Annotated in this window: 17 protein-coding genes; 9 read left to right on the forward strand and 8 right to left on the reverse strand. The window is 64.8% G+C overall.

Features of this window, described 5'->3' with window-relative positions; all coding sequences use genetic code 11:
- Nucleotides 1–134: 134 nt before the first annotated feature.
- Entirely contained in the window at nucleotides 135–863 is a 729-nt protein-coding gene (locus AC0L3C_RS35830) for a glutathione S-transferase family protein (RefSeq protein WP_473279426.1), read from the reverse strand.
- 38 nt (nucleotides 864–901) lie between these two features.
- Entirely contained in the window at nucleotides 902–1,222 is a 321-nt protein-coding gene (locus AC0L3C_RS35835; RefSeq protein ID WP_473279427.1) for a hypothetical protein, read from the reverse strand.
- Between the two features lie 112 nt (nucleotides 1,223–1,334).
- Here AC0L3C_RS35835 and AC0L3C_RS35840 point away from each other — a divergent pair, with 112 nt between their 5' ends.
- Complete coding sequence (locus AC0L3C_RS35840; RefSeq protein ID WP_007599649.1) at nucleotides 1,335–2,033, forward strand: helix-turn-helix transcriptional regulator; 699 nt, start codon at nucleotides 1,335–1,337, stop codon at nucleotides 2,031–2,033.
- A 13-nt stretch (nucleotides 2,034–2,046) separates the two neighbouring features.
- Nucleotides 2,047–2,370 carry a YkgJ family cysteine cluster protein gene (locus AC0L3C_RS35845; RefSeq protein ID WP_473266794.1) on the forward strand — a complete coding sequence of 108 codons (324 nt, stop codon included), beginning with the start codon at nucleotides 2,047–2,049 and terminating at the stop codon, nucleotides 2,368–2,370.
- On the opposite strand, the gene AC0L3C_RS35850 is transcribed toward AC0L3C_RS35845, so the two are convergent.
- The gene (locus tag AC0L3C_RS35850) at nucleotides 2,367–2,765 is read right to left on the reverse strand and encodes a hypothetical protein (protein ID WP_473266796.1); all 399 of its coding nucleotides are present in this window, start codon (nucleotides 2,763–2,765) and stop codon (nucleotides 2,367–2,369) included. The genes AC0L3C_RS35845 and AC0L3C_RS35850 overlap by 4 nt on opposite strands.
- 277 nt (nucleotides 2,766–3,042) lie before the next feature.
- Nucleotides 3,043–3,390, reverse strand: coding sequence for a DUF3307 domain-containing protein (locus AC0L3C_RS35855; protein WP_018458457.1), 348 nt, complete (start codon nucleotides 3,388–3,390; stop codon nucleotides 3,043–3,045).
- A 401-nt stretch (nucleotides 3,391–3,791) separates the two neighbouring features.
- On the opposite strand from AC0L3C_RS35855, the gene AC0L3C_RS35860 reads away from it, so the two are divergent.
- The 4 genes from AC0L3C_RS35860 to AC0L3C_RS35875 all read left to right on the forward strand — a co-directional run bounded on the left by AC0L3C_RS35860 (nucleotide 3,792) and on the right by AC0L3C_RS35875 (nucleotide 7,617).
- A complete protein-coding gene (locus AC0L3C_RS35860) occupies nucleotides 3,792–5,237 on the forward strand; it encodes a TAXI family TRAP transporter solute-binding subunit (RefSeq protein WP_473410373.1) in 1,446 nt (481 codons plus the stop codon).
- Nucleotides 5,238–5,359: 122 nt separating this feature from the next.
- On the forward strand, nucleotides 5,360–5,578 hold the full coding sequence (locus tag AC0L3C_RS35865; protein WP_007605264.1) for a hypothetical protein: 219 nt from the start codon (nucleotides 5,360–5,362) through the stop codon (nucleotides 5,576–5,578).
- Nucleotides 5,579–5,691: 113 nt separating this feature from the next.
- Complete coding sequence (locus AC0L3C_RS35870; protein WP_473279429.1) at nucleotides 5,692–6,801, forward strand: cyclic nucleotide-gated ion channel; 1,110 nt, start codon at nucleotides 5,692–5,694, stop codon at nucleotides 6,799–6,801.
- 30 nt (nucleotides 6,802–6,831) lie between these two features.
- Nucleotides 6,832–7,617: an enoyl-CoA hydratase/isomerase family protein gene (locus AC0L3C_RS35875; protein WP_473279430.1), complete on the forward strand. Its 786-nt coding sequence runs from the start codon at nucleotides 6,832–6,834 to the stop codon at nucleotides 7,615–7,617.
- Nucleotides 7,618–7,798: 181 nt separating this feature from the next.
- Here AC0L3C_RS35875 and AC0L3C_RS35880 read toward each other — a convergent pair whose 3' ends face one another.
- Entirely contained in the window at nucleotides 7,799–8,443 is a 645-nt protein-coding gene (locus AC0L3C_RS35880) for a glutathione S-transferase family protein (RefSeq protein WP_473279431.1), read from the reverse strand.
- 82 nt (nucleotides 8,444–8,525) lie between these two features.
- On the opposite strand from AC0L3C_RS35880, the gene AC0L3C_RS35885 reads away from it, so the two are divergent.
- Nucleotides 8,526–9,545: a helix-turn-helix transcriptional regulator gene (locus AC0L3C_RS35885; protein ID WP_473410374.1), complete on the forward strand. Its 1,020-nt coding sequence runs from the start codon at nucleotides 8,526–8,528 to the stop codon at nucleotides 9,543–9,545.
- A gap of 100 nt (nucleotides 9,546–9,645) precedes the next feature.
- Nucleotides 9,646–9,879 carry a hypothetical protein gene (locus AC0L3C_RS35890; protein ID WP_473279433.1) on the forward strand — a complete coding sequence of 78 codons (234 nt, stop codon included), beginning with the start codon at nucleotides 9,646–9,648 and terminating at the stop codon, nucleotides 9,877–9,879.
- Nucleotides 9,880–9,948: 69 nt separating this feature from the next.
- Here the strand turns inward: AC0L3C_RS35890 and AC0L3C_RS35895 are convergent, their stop codons facing one another.
- The 3 genes from AC0L3C_RS35895 to AC0L3C_RS35905 form a co-directional block, all read right to left on the reverse strand.
- On the reverse strand, nucleotides 9,949–10,896 hold the full coding sequence (locus AC0L3C_RS35895; protein ID WP_473279434.1) for a fatty acid desaturase: 948 nt from the start codon (nucleotides 10,894–10,896) through the stop codon (nucleotides 9,949–9,951).
- 15 nt (nucleotides 10,897–10,911) lie between these two features.
- Entirely contained in the window at nucleotides 10,912–11,928 is a 1,017-nt protein-coding gene (locus AC0L3C_RS35900) for an alpha/beta fold hydrolase (RefSeq protein ID WP_473410375.1), read from the reverse strand.
- A gap of 155 nt (nucleotides 11,929–12,083) precedes the next feature.
- Entirely contained in the window at nucleotides 12,084–12,887 is an 804-nt protein-coding gene (locus AC0L3C_RS35905) for an MBL fold metallo-hydrolase (RefSeq protein ID WP_473410376.1), read from the reverse strand.
- Nucleotides 12,888–13,078: 191 nt separating this feature from the next.
- On the opposite strand from AC0L3C_RS35905, the gene AC0L3C_RS35910 reads away from it, so the two are divergent.
- Nucleotides 13,079–14,118: MFS transporter (locus tag AC0L3C_RS35910; protein WP_473410377.1), on the forward strand; the 1,040-nt coding region annotated here is incomplete at its 3' end.

A 14,118-nucleotide genomic window follows, 5' to 3' on the forward strand; every position in this document is an offset into this window, starting at 1 on the left:
GTCGCGCACCGACCAGTGCATCGTCGGCAACGAGTACCTTTTCCTGGGCTACCCCTCTCCCTAGCCCTCCCCCACAAGGGGGGGAGGGAACGCACCTTTCTCGCGGCGCTAGATGAGTCTCATTCCATCAGGCATCAGGCCGCCTGCCGCAGCGGGGTCCAGGCGAACTCCGGATAGTAAGTGTCCATCATCCGATCGACATAAGCGGTGAGGTTCGGAAATCCTTCGGCGCGACTGCGCAGGGCGGATTCGAAGAACGGCGTCAGGATCCCGGCGAGTGCACCGAAGGCGGTGGCATCGACGCCGCAGGGCTTGTTGCCCATCAGATAGGACTTGTCGCCGAGCTGCACCGAGAGCGCAAACAGCGAGCGCACGGCGAGATCGACGTCGTCATCGGGCGCGTGCCGTCCGAGCCCGGAGAGCAAATAGTTCTCGGCGACGCGGAATTGCGCATCCTCGCGCAACTTCTCGCGATTATGCTCCGGCGCGCCGTCGAAGAAATGCGCAGGCCCCTTGGCGAAGTTGACCGGGTCGACCCAGCGCGCCCCGACCAGCGCAAAATAAACGTGATGCTCGATCATGCGCTCGAATGCCCAAGCCTGCGCGCGCTCGGCAAGCGACAGACCGGCGTCGAAATCGAAGCCGTAGCGGCGCTCGATATGGGCGCGGATGAAGGTGGAATCGGCCACCGCCTCTCCGCCATCGTCGATGAAAGGCAGCTGCCCTTTGGGAGAGGCGGGCGGCATCGCCCGCTCCTTCCGGTACGGCAAGCCCGCCATCTTGAGCTGCACCTCCGTCTTGGTGACGAAGGGGCTGATTTCCGGCAGGCCGAAGCCGGGGCCAAAGCCATAAAGCGTGATCATGAAGGCTCTCCTGAAACGACCGAAAGAGTTGAGGGAACTTAGCCGCGGGCTGCTGCCACCATGGTGGCAGCAGCCGTGATATCTTCTGCGAAACGGGCCCCCCGCCAGGCGCGGGCCATGACATGACGGACCAGCGCGTCCGCGGCCTGGACCAGGAAGCGAGCCACCACGGTCGCGAGCGCAAGGCGAAGGTCGAGGACCATGAGATCAAGGGATACGAGGCGGCCGAACGCCCATGCGGACCAAGCTCGGACTCGCAAACGCAGGACTTGCGATCGCAGGACTTGCAAAGGCGGGACTCGTAGAGGCTGGCTCCGCCACAGCGCAGTGGCCGGGCCGAAATGAGTTGGAATGATCATGGACAAATCCTCTTCAGTCGACGTGTTGACCCGGTATAGAACTCCCCTGCTGCCAACATCCTGTCAGCAGCCGCGCGCCACCCTCTGAAAAACCAGCGACAAGAGACCCGTCATGAGACGCGCCGACCGGCTGTTTCAAATCATCCAGGTGCTGAGGCGCACGCGTAAGCCGCTGACGGCGGACGCCATCGCGGCCGAGCTCGAGACCTCGAAGCGCACGATCTATCGCGACATCGCCACGCTGATCGGCCAGCGCGTGCCGATCCGCGGTGAAGCCGGCATGGGGTACATCCTGGAAAAGGGTTTTGACCTGCCGCCTTTGATGCTGACACCCGACGAGATCGAGGCGGCGGTGCTGGGCGCGCAATGGGTCGCCGGCCATGCCGATCCCGCGCTGGCGCGCGCGGCTGAAGACTTGATGGCCAAGATCGCCGACACTGTTCCTGAGCGCCTGCGTCCCTTCGTGCTGGAGCCGGCAAGCCGGGCCCGGCCGAGCTGGAACAGGGAACCGGACCGCCTGGACATGGCACGCACGCGCACCCAGATCCACGAAGGCAAGAAGATCATGCTGCGCTATCGCGACGAGCAGGGCCGCGCCAGCGAGCGCATGATCTGGCCGATTTCGATCGGCTATCTCGAAGCCGTGCGCCTGCTCGCGGCCTGGTGCGAGCTGCGCGGCGATTTCCGCAGCTTCCGCACCGACCGCGTGGTGGATGCGAGCTATCCCGACGAGAGATATCCTGAAAGGCGCGACGTGCTGCGCGCGAAATGGCGGCAGAGCCTGGTCTGGGGCCCGCCCAAGGATACGTGAAGGACACGTGACGATGGATGAGAACGCCCCCATCGACCTGTCGAGCTGTTGCCAGAGTTGCGGCGCCTGCTGCGGCTATTCGGCGAACTGGCCGCGCTTCTCGATCGAGAGCGACGAGGAGCTCGCCGCGATTCCCGAAGCGCTCGTCAACGCGCGCCAATCCGGCATGCGCTGCGAAGGCGATCGCTGTTCGGCGTTGCAGGGGGACATCGGAAAAGCGACCGCGTGCGGCATCTACGCAGTGCGGCCGGAGGTGTGCCGCACGTGCATGCCGGGCGATGCCGAATGCGCGATGGCGCGACGGAAATTCGGGCTGCCGATTATCGCGAGCGTTTAGGCCGGGACGGCTTCGCTGATCTCGTCGTCGATCTCGTCGTCCAGCGGCGCGAGCACCGAGAGCGGCTTGGTCGACAGCGTGATCGGCTTGCGGCCACCGGACAGCGACGGCGAGGATTTCGCCGCGCCTTCGCGCGCAAGCGCATAGAGCGTCGAACCGACACGGCCGCCGTTCTCGATCAGGTCGCGCTCATTGCAGCTGCCGGCGATCGCGACCGCCAGCGAGTGCAGATGGCTGCGGCGATAGCAGAACAGCGCCAGCCTGGCGCGCGCGTCAGGGGAAACACTTTCAACCAGCCTCGGCAGGCCACTCTCGCTGGCGCGGTACATCTCGCCAAGGAGCTCGTCGCGGACCGGGCAGAAATCGCTTTCAAAGGTATCGCGGCTTGAAAACATTGCAGTTCTCCCTCGTGGGGGAAGATGCAGTGCAATTCTCTAATGAAAGGTTAACCACGCTGCCCGGTAGTCACCCGGGGTGCTTGCACGTGGGCCACGAATCAATGGGCTGGAAAGGGTTTTCTCTGTGGCCATCCTTCGAGACGCCCGCCTTCGGCGGGCCCTCAGGATGAGGTCTGCTTCTGCTGAAAGACTCTCACCCCTCATGGTGAGGAGGCGCAAAGCGCCGTCTCGAACCATGCAGGCCCGGCCGCCACTCCACCAGGGCCGCCGTCCCTCAGTTCGCCGCCATGAAGATGGAGAGGCCGAAGCCGGTCAGATGGTGCAGGGCCTGGTCGACACCGATCAGCGTCCAGAACCAGGGATGCGCAAGATCGACGCCGAAATTGGCCGAGACGAGGCCCTTGGCGCGGTCGATCGTGATGTGGATCACGAAATCGATCAACGCCACAAACCAGAATTTCGGCGCCACGATCAGGATCAGCGGCAGCGCAACCGCAAGGTGAACCAGGCAGTGCACCAGGAGCGGCAGGGCCCAGCCGTGCTTCTGGTCCTTGCCGTGGGCCATCCAGGCGGTCTGGAGGACGAAATCGGCGATGATGTGCTTGAACGTCAGCAGCAACATCCAACCAATGAGGGCTTCGACCGGAACCGCCGATGACAGGGGTGGAAACGACAAGGCGCCCTCGTTGACGTGACAAGAAGAATTGGAGCGTTCAGCGCAATCTCTTCCTGGACCGGTCAAATCGCCGGGACTTGCGATTTATGACATCTCCCGCGACGGAATGCAGCCGGGGGGAACCGGAAAATCGCCAACTGTGGCTAACTGGTGATAGGATGACCAATCGCCAGGGCCGGGTTGAGTAAGGTTACCTTCGGCTCGGAATTTGCATTCCGCGGCCTGCGCGCTATCATCGTCAGTAGAGAATATCGTTCTTTTTTCAGACGTTTACGAATTGCAGGGCGACCGCAGCGATCACATCCGCAAGCCGCCCGCCACCGGAAGCATAAGGCCAGAGTGCTGCCATGAGTACTGAGGGCCCGACCTCATCGCCGATCGAGCCACCGCCCCGGCGCCCCAAGGTGATCAAGACCAACCAGCAGCAGGTCTTTCTCTACGTCGTGCTGACCCTGCTGTTGTCGCTTGCCACCGTCTGGGGCGGCCGCATGCTGGTGCACAATTCGGAGACGCTGACCTTTGCCGTCGGCACCCCCAACAGCGACGAGGCCCTGTTCGCAGCCAAGCTCGCCGCCGTCCTGAAGAACAACGCCTCGCGCTTCCGGATCAGAATCGTCAACAACGCCGACAACGCCAAGGCGATCGCCCAGTTCGACCGCAAGCAGGCCGACCTCGCGGTGCTGCGCACCGACGCCAAGGTGCCGCTGCGGGCACGCACGCTCGCGATCCTCGAGCACGATCTCGTGCTGCTGCTCGGGCCCGGAAACAAGAAGATCAAGTCGCTCGCCGAACTGAAGAAGAAGAAGGTGGCCGTCCTGGCCGAGAACGAATCCGCGCTCGCCTTCGTCCGCGGCATCCTCGACATTCCCGACGGCGCGGACGCAGCGAAAATCCAGATGGCGCCGCCGGGCGCAACGTTCGACAAGCTGTTCGCGCCGGCAAGCGGCTTTGGCGCGGTCGTCGCCATCGTCCACGCCTCCAGGGCGGTGCGAGACAAGGCGTATGAGCAGGTCGCCAGGCGCGGCGGCTTCACGCTGAACGCGATTGACGAGGCGAAGGCGCTGGCGCGCAAGATCCCTGGCATTTCCAACGAGACGCTGACTGCTGGCACGCTGTCTGCATCGCCGGAAATTCCCGACGACGATCTCGACACGATCGGGCTCGAATGGTTGCTGGTCGCCCAATCCAGGATGTCGCCGACGGCGGCCGGGGAGCTCGCGCGCACCGTCTACGAGAACAAGTCCGCGCTCGGGCTCGACGGCGGCTTTGCCAGCAGAATCGAGCCCGCCTCCGTCGAGAAGGACGCCTTCGTGATGGCGCATCAAGGGGCGGCCGACTACATCAATGACGACACCAAGTCGTTCATGGATAAGTACAGCGACCTGATGTATCTGGGCGCTGCCGCGCTCAGCGTTATCGGCTCGATCTTCGCCGCGATCTACGCCAAGATCACCCGGATCGCGCCGGAGAAGGCCAGCGAGCTCTCCACCGCCATTCTCGACATCGGCGAGCGGATCGAACACGCGCATTCGCTCGACCAGCTCGAATGCCTCCAGGACGAGCTGGAAGGCATCTTGCGCGGCGCGGTCATCGGCTTGCGAGACGGCACGATCAGTACCGACGGGCTCGACACCTTCAAGCTCGGCTACGAATTCGTCCGCGACGAGATCGGCATGCGCCGCGACTACCTCAAGCGCCATGCGGGCGAGAGCGAGAAGACCGCGCACGATGTGGCCCCTGCCCAGCACGACGAAAGTAATATCGTGGTGGTGAAGACAGCTCAGAGTGCCTGACCTATCGGTTTGAGTATCGGCGGCAACGCCTGGCCGGCACGTCTGCGAACGACCGGGGACCCTGGTCCGGGAACCGTCCCCGTCCACAACCGTTTGCTCCCGAATACAACCGGAGACCGCGCATGCGTGCACTCCTCATCATCTTCCTGCTGGGAATGTTGGCCGCGGTTGGCTATTTCGCTTATTCCGCGATGGCGGTCGAGGGCGAGCCGATTCCGACGGAAGGCTATGTGGCGCTGGCGCTGGGGGCCGGTTTTTCCGTTCTCGTCGGCATCGGCTTGATGGTGCTGCTGTTCTTCAGCAGCCGTCGCGGCTACGACGAGCCGCCGCATTTCAAGTAGCGGCGTGAGGTACGGCGGCCGCGCCCGTCGTTGACGGCCTCGGCCCGGGCAGGCACTTTGGCACCGAGGTTCCAGCCGGGACCGCAAAAGACAAAACCGAGCCGCCCTTCCGCATGTCCAAGCCGCTGATCTCCGCTCTGGCCCAGTTCGCGGCCGCCACGGCCGGCCGCAACATGACCAGGGCGGCCTATGTGGCCGTCGCCGTCGGCGTGCTCGCCATGGTGCTCCTGACGGTCAACCCGGCCTATGAGACAGCGCATCGCTGGGTCGATGCCCTGCTTTGGGCCTGCCTCGTCTACTTCGTGTTCGAATGGGTGGTCCGGCTGCGCCATATGGCGCGACAGGGGCGCCTCGCACTCTACATGTCCTCCTCCGCCGGGCTGGTCGACGCGGTCGGCGCGTTGGCCGTGCCGGCCGCGCTGATTCTCGGGATCGAGCCCAGAACGGCGTGGCTGCTCAGCGTGCTCTGGGTGCTGAAGGTGGTACCGGGCATTCCCGGCCTGCGGCAGCTCCGCCGCGTGCTGGTGCTCGAATCGGGGCCGCTGCTCAGCGTGCTCGTGATCTTCCTGATGGTGGTCTTCCTGGCCTCGGTCGCCGAATATTTCCTGGAGCGGGACGTGCAGCCGCAGACGTTCGGCAGCGTGCCGGCCGCGCTGTGGTGGGCCGTCGCAACCCTGACGACGACGGGCTATGGCGACGTCGTGCCGGTGACGCCGCTCGGCCGCATGGTGGCCGCGCTGGTGATGATCTCCGGCCTCGGCGTGTTCGGCCTCTGGACCGGTATTTTGGCGACCGGCTTTGCCGCGGAGACCCGGCGCGACAATTTCCTCAAGACCTGGGAATCCGTCAGCAAGGTGCCGTTCTTCGCGGCGCTGGGACCGGCCGCCATCGCCGACGTCACCCACATGCTGCGGACCATGGAGCTGCCGGCGCGCACCATGATCATCCGCAAGGGTACGCAGGGCGACTGCATGTATTTCATCGCCGCCGGCGAGGTCGAGGTCGACCTGCCCGGCAAGAAGGTGCAGCTCGGCGATGGCGCCTTCTTCGGCGAGATGGCCTTGCTCGGCAACAATTTGCGCGGTGCCAATGTCTCCACCACCAAGGTGTCGCGGCTGCTCGTGCTCGACCTCGTCGACTTCCGCGTGCTGATGGCGCGGCATCCCGATCTCGCCGAGACCATCGATGCCGAGGCGAAGCGGCGCACGCTCGAAAACAAATAAATGGCGACGAGCAAATAAACGGAGACAAGAATGTCGGACATCACCGATGCAGCCACCGGCCCAGTGCTCGAACTCGTTGGCACACGCGCCACCATTCGCCTCAACCGTCCCAAACATCTCAACCGGCTCCAGGCCGAGGACCTCGGCGAGCTGGTCAAACTGTTCGACCGGGTCGAGGCCGATCCTGATATCCGCGTGCTGGTGTTGACCGGCACCGGGCGCGCCTTCTCCGCGGGCTATGATCTCAACTCCGTTGCCGAGCGCGCGGTCAGCGCGAGCGAACAGCAGAGCGCGGGCTCCGCCTTCGAGGTGGTCGTCAACCGTCTGGAGGATCTCGGCGTCCCCACGATCTGCCGGCTCAATGGCGGCGTCTATGGCGGCGCGACCGACCTCGCGCTCGCCTGCGACTTCCGCATCGGCGTCGATACCGCTGAGATGTTCATGCCCGCAGCACGCCTCGGGCTGCACTACTACAGCAGCGGCATCAAGCGTTACGTGACGCGGCTCGGCGTCGACAATGCAAAAAAACTGTTCCTGACCGCGCAAAAGATCAGCGCGCCGGAGATGCTACGGATCGGCTATCTCACCGATATGGTGGCGGTCGAGTTTCTGGACGAGGAGGTCGACAGGCTCGCCAACATCCTCGCCGGCAACGCTCCGCAGGCGATGCGCGGCATGAAGCGTGCGATCAACGAATTCGCCCGCGGCGAACTCGACCAGCAAGCCGCCGACCAGCGCCACCGCGACAGCATGCGCGGCGACGAGATCAAGGAAGGCATCAAGGCCTTCGCGGAGAAGCGGCCGCCGCGGTTTTGAGGGGGCGGAGCTGCAGCCGCTATTCGTCGGTGTCGTCCCGGCGAAGGCCGGGACCCATTCCGCGAGGTCTAGCGATAGCGGATGGTATAGATCCCGAACGACGCGTCTTCGCCAAACTTCTCCTTGTGGTTATGGGTCCCGGCCTTCGCCGGGACGACACAGAATGTGAGGCTCGTGCGCCTTACCCACCGGCAGCCGCGGCATGCTGCGCGGCCATCTCGGCATCGGCCGCAGTGATCCGCTGGAACGCCGGCCGCGCCGTCATCCGTTCGGCATAGCGGACGAACACATCCTTCTTCGGCACGATACCGAACATCATGGTCCAGCTGAACGCGACGCCCCACAGCACATCCGCGGCCGTCATGCGCTCGCCGAGCAGATACGGTCCCTTCGACAGCTGCGCCTCGAGCGCGCCGAGCATGGTGTCATAGTCGGCATACGGCGATTGCGTAATCGGTGCAGGCTCGCGCTGCATGAACTTGTCGATCAGGGCCGGTTCGAACGAGGCGCCGTAATAGGCGATCCAGCGCAGATATGGGCCGCGCAGGGCATCGTTCAGGGCGGGCGTCAGCCCGGCTTCCGGAAACAAATCGGCGAGATAGATGGTGATCGCGACCTGCTCGGTCACAAGCTGCCCGTGGTAGCCGATCGCCGGCACCTTGCCGAGCGGGTTGATGGCGAGATAGGCCGGCTGGCGCTGCTCGCCGGCCTTCATGTTGAGGACATGAAGATCATAAGGCGCCCCCAGTTCCTCAAGCAGCACCCGCGTGCCGGTGGCCCGGCTTTGCGGTGAATAATACAGCGTGATGCGGTTCGGATCGGTCATGGCGGTCTCCATCTGGCCGGCTGGCGATGGCGTTGTAGCGGATCATACCTGACATCTTGTGTCAGGTATGATTTAAGGAATCATGCGCGCGAGCCGGATGCTGTCGATCCTCACCACCCTTCAGGCCAAGGGGCAGGTCAGCGCGCCCGAGCTCGCCGAGGCCTGCGAAGTCTCGGTGCGGACGATCTACCGCGACATCGACGCGCTCGCGGCGTCCGGCGTCCCTGTCTATGCCGGCCGCGGTGCGGACGGCGGCTATCGCCTGCTCGACGGTTATCGCGTGCGGCTGAACGGTCTGTCGCAGAGCGAGGCGGAAGCGCTGTTCCTGGCTGGATTGCCGGGCCCGGCGGCGGCGTTCGGGCTGGATGCGGCGATGATGGCTGCACAGAACAAGCTGATGGCCGCGCTGCCCGCTAATTTGCGCGAAGACGCCGGACGGATGCAGGAGCGCTTTCACCTCGACGCGCCGGGCTGGTTCGGCGAGGCGGAAGAGCCAAAGCATCTGCGCACCATCGCCGCCGCGACCCTGCGCGGGACACTGATCAAGATCCGCTACCAGAGCTGGCGCGCCGAGAAGCAGCGCCGCGTCGCGCCGCTCGGTCTCGTGCTGAAAGGGGGCAGCTGGTATCTCGCAGGTCTGGTCGACGGCAGCGTGCGAACCTATCGCGTCGCGCGCGTGCTCGACTGCACGGCGCTCGACGATCGCTGTGAGCGACCCGCCGGCTTCGATCTAGTCGCCTATTGGCGGGACGCAACGCTGCGTCTCGAGGCCGAGATGCATCCCAACGTCGCGATCGTCCGGCTGTCGCCCTTCGGCGTGAAACTGCTCGACGCACTGAGCCAGCCTTACGTCAGGGCGCGTACGCAGCTCGACGAGACCGCAGATGCAGACGGCTGGCGCATTGCCAGAGTGCCGACCGGCAAGACGTCGTGGCATGCCGCGGCCGAATTGTTGCGGCTCGGGCCAGAGGCCGAAGTGCTGGAGCCGGCCGATCTGCGCGAGAAGATGGCCGAGCTGACAGAGGCGATGGCTGTGCGCTATCGCGCGGCGCGGAAAACAGGACGGCGGCGCAATGCGCCGCGACCGACGAAACACTCCTGAAACACGATTCTCCCCTCCCCGCATGAACGCATCCGCGTTTCGGCTCGACCGAGATGCAGGGACACAACAACGGCCCTTTGCGCCATACTGGAGAATGAAGATGTTTCGTAAGCTTGCACTTGGTCTGATCGCTGCCGGCTCGCTCGGCGTTGCCGCTCTCGCCCCCACCGCCGCGTCGGCCCACGGCTTCCACCATCACTGGGGTCCCAGCTGGGGCTTTGGCGGCGTCTACGTCAACAGCGGCGTCAACAGTTGTTATCAGGAGCGCGTCGTCCAGACCCGCCACGGCCTGCGCGTCCGCGTCGTGAACGTGTGCGCGTACGGGATCTACTGATATCTCGCATTCACGGCAAAGCCCCGATCGCACCGCGATCGGGGCCTTTGCGCGTCGAATTTTCTTCTCTTAGCAACCCTGTCGCTGCCGGCGAAACCAGGCCCAGGTCTCGCGCGTCGTCCTGATGTAGCCGCGGCCACGATGGACGATCTCGCCGTCGACGATTCCGTTCAGCTTTGGCAGGGCGTGGAACGGGATCGAGGGATAGGCGTGATGCTCGACATGGTAGGGCATGTTCCACGCAACCCATTTGACGATCGCGCCGGTGTAGGTGGTGCGCGTGTTCTGGAATGCGCTGCGGGTACGCTCGCAGCCGGTGTGCTCGGCGTAGAGATAGGGCCGCAGGAAGAACTGCCCAACGATCAGCGGCACGATCCAGACCCAGAGCAGCAGCGCCGACGAGAACCATAGCGACAGCACGAGCAGCAACGCATAGAGCGCGGCGTAGGCGCGCGCCTCGGCGACGATGATGGCGCGCCTGTTCTCGGGAATCCAGGGCACGATGACCTTGCCGGTGACGGCATGGCCGAGCATCAGCCGCAGGCGTCCGGCGACCTGAAGCACGCCGCTATAGGCGAGCGCGAGCTGGGTGTCGGATTTCGGTTTGACGCCAACGACCAGCTCCGGGTCCTTGTCCGGATCCTGGGTGTAGCGGTGATGGTCCCAGTGGAACAGGCAATAATATTCGTAAGGCAATCCGATGATGAAACCCGACAGGTAGCCGACGACGAGGTTGAGAGCGCGGCTCTTGAACGCCGTCTTGTGCGCGGTCTCGTGCACGGCCATGAACAGGAAGGCGACGAGATAGCCCTGCACCGCCATCAGCGGCAACGCCCAAAGGATACCCCAGGTCGAAGAGACCCTCCAGATCAGCGCGCCGACCAATACGACCAGGCCGTAATGGCTGAGGCTTTGCGCGGCGCCCCTGAGGTTGGAGCGCACCGACAATTCGCGCAGCATCGTCGGCGCCAGCGGCTTCAGCCGATGGCCGGATTCTGAAACGGTTGCGTCGCTCATGATCGGATGTCTGCCCTACTTGCCGAGAAGCTCTGCGATCTCGGCCTTGATGAAGGCCAGATCGCGCGGATTGTTGACGGGGTTGCCGGCGCGATGGCCATGCAGCGACGGGATCGGATGCAGCACCGCAGAGCGCGCATTGACCAGCCGGCCGAGTTCGTCCTCGTTGTCGCGAACGTCGAAATAGCGGTCGGTCGCGCCCGGCATCAGCAACATGTGCGCCTTGATCGCACCGAGCGCGCGATCGAAATCGCCGTCGAAGGTCGTGCAGCCGCTGACGTCGCCGTTCTGCCAGATCCCGATCTGAGCCAGGAGATCGTTGGCATCGCGCCGGGCAAACGCCGCGTCCCAGGTGCGGACGAGATAGTCGTCGAGCGAGGTGAAGCCTGCTTCGCGCCAGATCTCGTCGCGATAGAAACCGTGCGACATCGCCCAACCCGCGTAGACGCGCCCCATGGCGCGATAGCCCGCGACGGGCTTCTCGACGAAGCGGCCGTCGCGGAAGGCGGGATCGGCGGTCAGCGCGGCCTTCACACTTTCCAGGAAGACGTAACTATAGGGCGCGCAGCGGGCACTGCCACAGACGACAGCCGCCCGCTCGACCATATCGGGATGCAGTGCCGCCCAGTGATAGGCCTGCATGCCGCCCATCGACCAGCCATAGACCAGGGCAAGCTTCGAGATACCGAACCCCTTGGCAAGCAGCCGATGCTGGACCGCGATGGCATCGTGATAGGTCACGATCGGGAATGGCGCGGCGGTATTCGACGGCGAGGACGACAGGCCGTTACCGAACAGGTTCGGGATCACGATGAAGTAGCGTGTTGGGTCGAGCACGCCGTCGGGGCCGATCAGCCACTCCGTGTCGGTGTGCTGCGCGCTGAACGAGGTCGGATAGAGAATGACATTGTCCTTGTCCGGACTGAGCGTGCCGTAGGTCTTGTAGGCGAGCTTGAGCGAAGGGACGACGGCCCCGGACCGGAGCGTGACGTCCCCGGCCTCGAAGATCTCGTACTCGCGCCCTGCCGTCATGGACCGAATTCCCGCTCGCCGCGGCAAGCGCGCCGCGGAAACAGCGATGCATTGATCATGCCGGTCCCGCAGACGCATCGTCGCGTCACGCTTAATAACTGTACTTATAGTCCATTTATTATGGAGCAGCAAGATAAATCCGGTCGCGCGCCGGCTCAGGCGATGGCGGCCAGATAGCGCGCGACAGAGGCCGCGAATGCGGCCTTGGCGCCTGCGGCGATGTTGCGGCCCCACCAGGCACCGTGGACGCGCTCGAAGGCCAGGGGCTCGACGGCAGCCGCAATCTGTCGCACCGCGGCTGCGTTGAGCGGCATGTAGTTCGGATAAGAGTACATGAAGCTGACGAAACGGCGATCCATCGTCACCTGCGCGATATCGCCGGTGAGCAGCGCACCCCTTCCGTTCGCACCGCGCGCATGGTGCAGCATGGTGGCGCCGGCGAAATGACCGCCGGTGTGCAGCAGCCGCACATCGTCGGAGATGCGATGGCTCTCGCCGGTCCAGTGCACGATCGAGGAATGGGGACGCGTTACCCATTGGCGATCATCGGCGTGCAGATAGACCGGCACCCCGCCGAACGCCTCGCTCCAATCGGCGAGCGCGCCATAGTAATGCGGATGCGAGATCGCGATCGCCTTCAACCCGCCGAGCGACCGAACATGCGCGATCGCGTCCGGCGTCGCCAGCGGTACGCAGTCCCACATCACCCAGCCGTCCGCGAGCGGCACCAGCAGCGCCCGCTGACCGATGGCAAAGCTTGGCTCGAGCGCGATGCCGGTCAGGCCGAGATCGTCGCGCCAGACGACGCGGTGACGCTCCGAGAGCGCCTCGCGCGTGAGAAAAGTCTGCCCCTTCCAGCCGACGTACTGCCGTTCGTCCTCGCAAATCGGGCAGGACGCGGGCGGATTTTCGCCACCCGGAAATTGCGCACCGCAGGTTTCGCAGGTCCAGAGAGGCATGCCGTACTCCCGACAGGGACGATCCAACGTCAATAAGGAATTGCTGGTCGTGACCGCAAGCCCCACCGACCGGGCAAAACCTGGAACCAACCCGAGCAGCGCCCGTTAAACTCTCGTCCGCGCCAGAACGATTGGCTGAAAGGATCATGTCCCACCCGCCGACTCACGGCTGAGACCAATTTTTGGTATCGATGACATCGCGGTCCCCCTCCTCGTCTCGTATCTGGCCCCTGTTCGCTCTCAACTTCTTCATGGCCGACATGCAGTCGGGCATCGGCCCCTTCGTCGGCGTATTTCTCCAGGAGCGCGGCTGGGCGAGCGGATTGATCGGCACCGCGATGACGATCGGCAATGTCGCGGGCATGCTGATCACGACGCCGATCGGCGGCTTCATCGACGCGAGCCGCAACAAGCGGATGTGGGTCGTGATTCCCGGCATCTGCGTGGTGCTCGCGTCCGCGATCATCCTGATCTCGCAGAATTTCTGGGCGGTGACGTTCTCGCAGGTCGCACAATCGCTTGCGAGCGCCGCGATCGTGCCGGCGGTAACCGGCATCACGCTCGGCATCGCCAAACAGAAGGGCTTCAACGCACTCAACGGCCGCAACCAGGCGTTCAACCATGCCGGCAACATGGTCGGCGCCGCGCTGTCGGGCTATCTCGGTTACAAGTTCGGCTATGTCGCCGTGTTCGTGCTCGCGGCAATATTCGGCGCGATCGCGATCGCCTGCGTGATGATGATCCCGGCCAAGGCGATCGACGATCGCGCCGCGCGCGGCAGCAAGGAGGACGATCCCGACAGCGCGCCGGACGCCCTCACGATGCTGCTCAAGCACCGCGCGCTGCTGGTGCTGGCACTGGCGCTCGCGCTATTCCATCTCGGCAATGCCGCCATCGTGCCGCTCTATGGCCTGGCGGCGGTCGCCGAAGGCCAGGCCAACGGCCCGAGCTTCGTCGCGACCACCGTGGTGATCGCACAAGGCGTCATGATCATCACATCGCTGATCGCCATGAAGGCGGCGAGCAAGCGCAACTACTGGCCTATCATCCTCGTCTCCTTCATGTTCCTGCCCATCCGCGGCGTGCTCGCCTTCTTCGTCACGGGATGGTGGGGCGTGGGGGGGGGGGGGGGGGGGGGGGCCGGGGCGCCCGGCGCCGGGGGGGGGGGGGGGGGGGGGGGGGGGGGGGGGGGGGGGGGGGGGGGGGGGGGGGGGGGGGGGGGGGGGGGGGG

This window comes from Bradyrhizobium sp. WSM4872 (assembly GCF_055811715.1).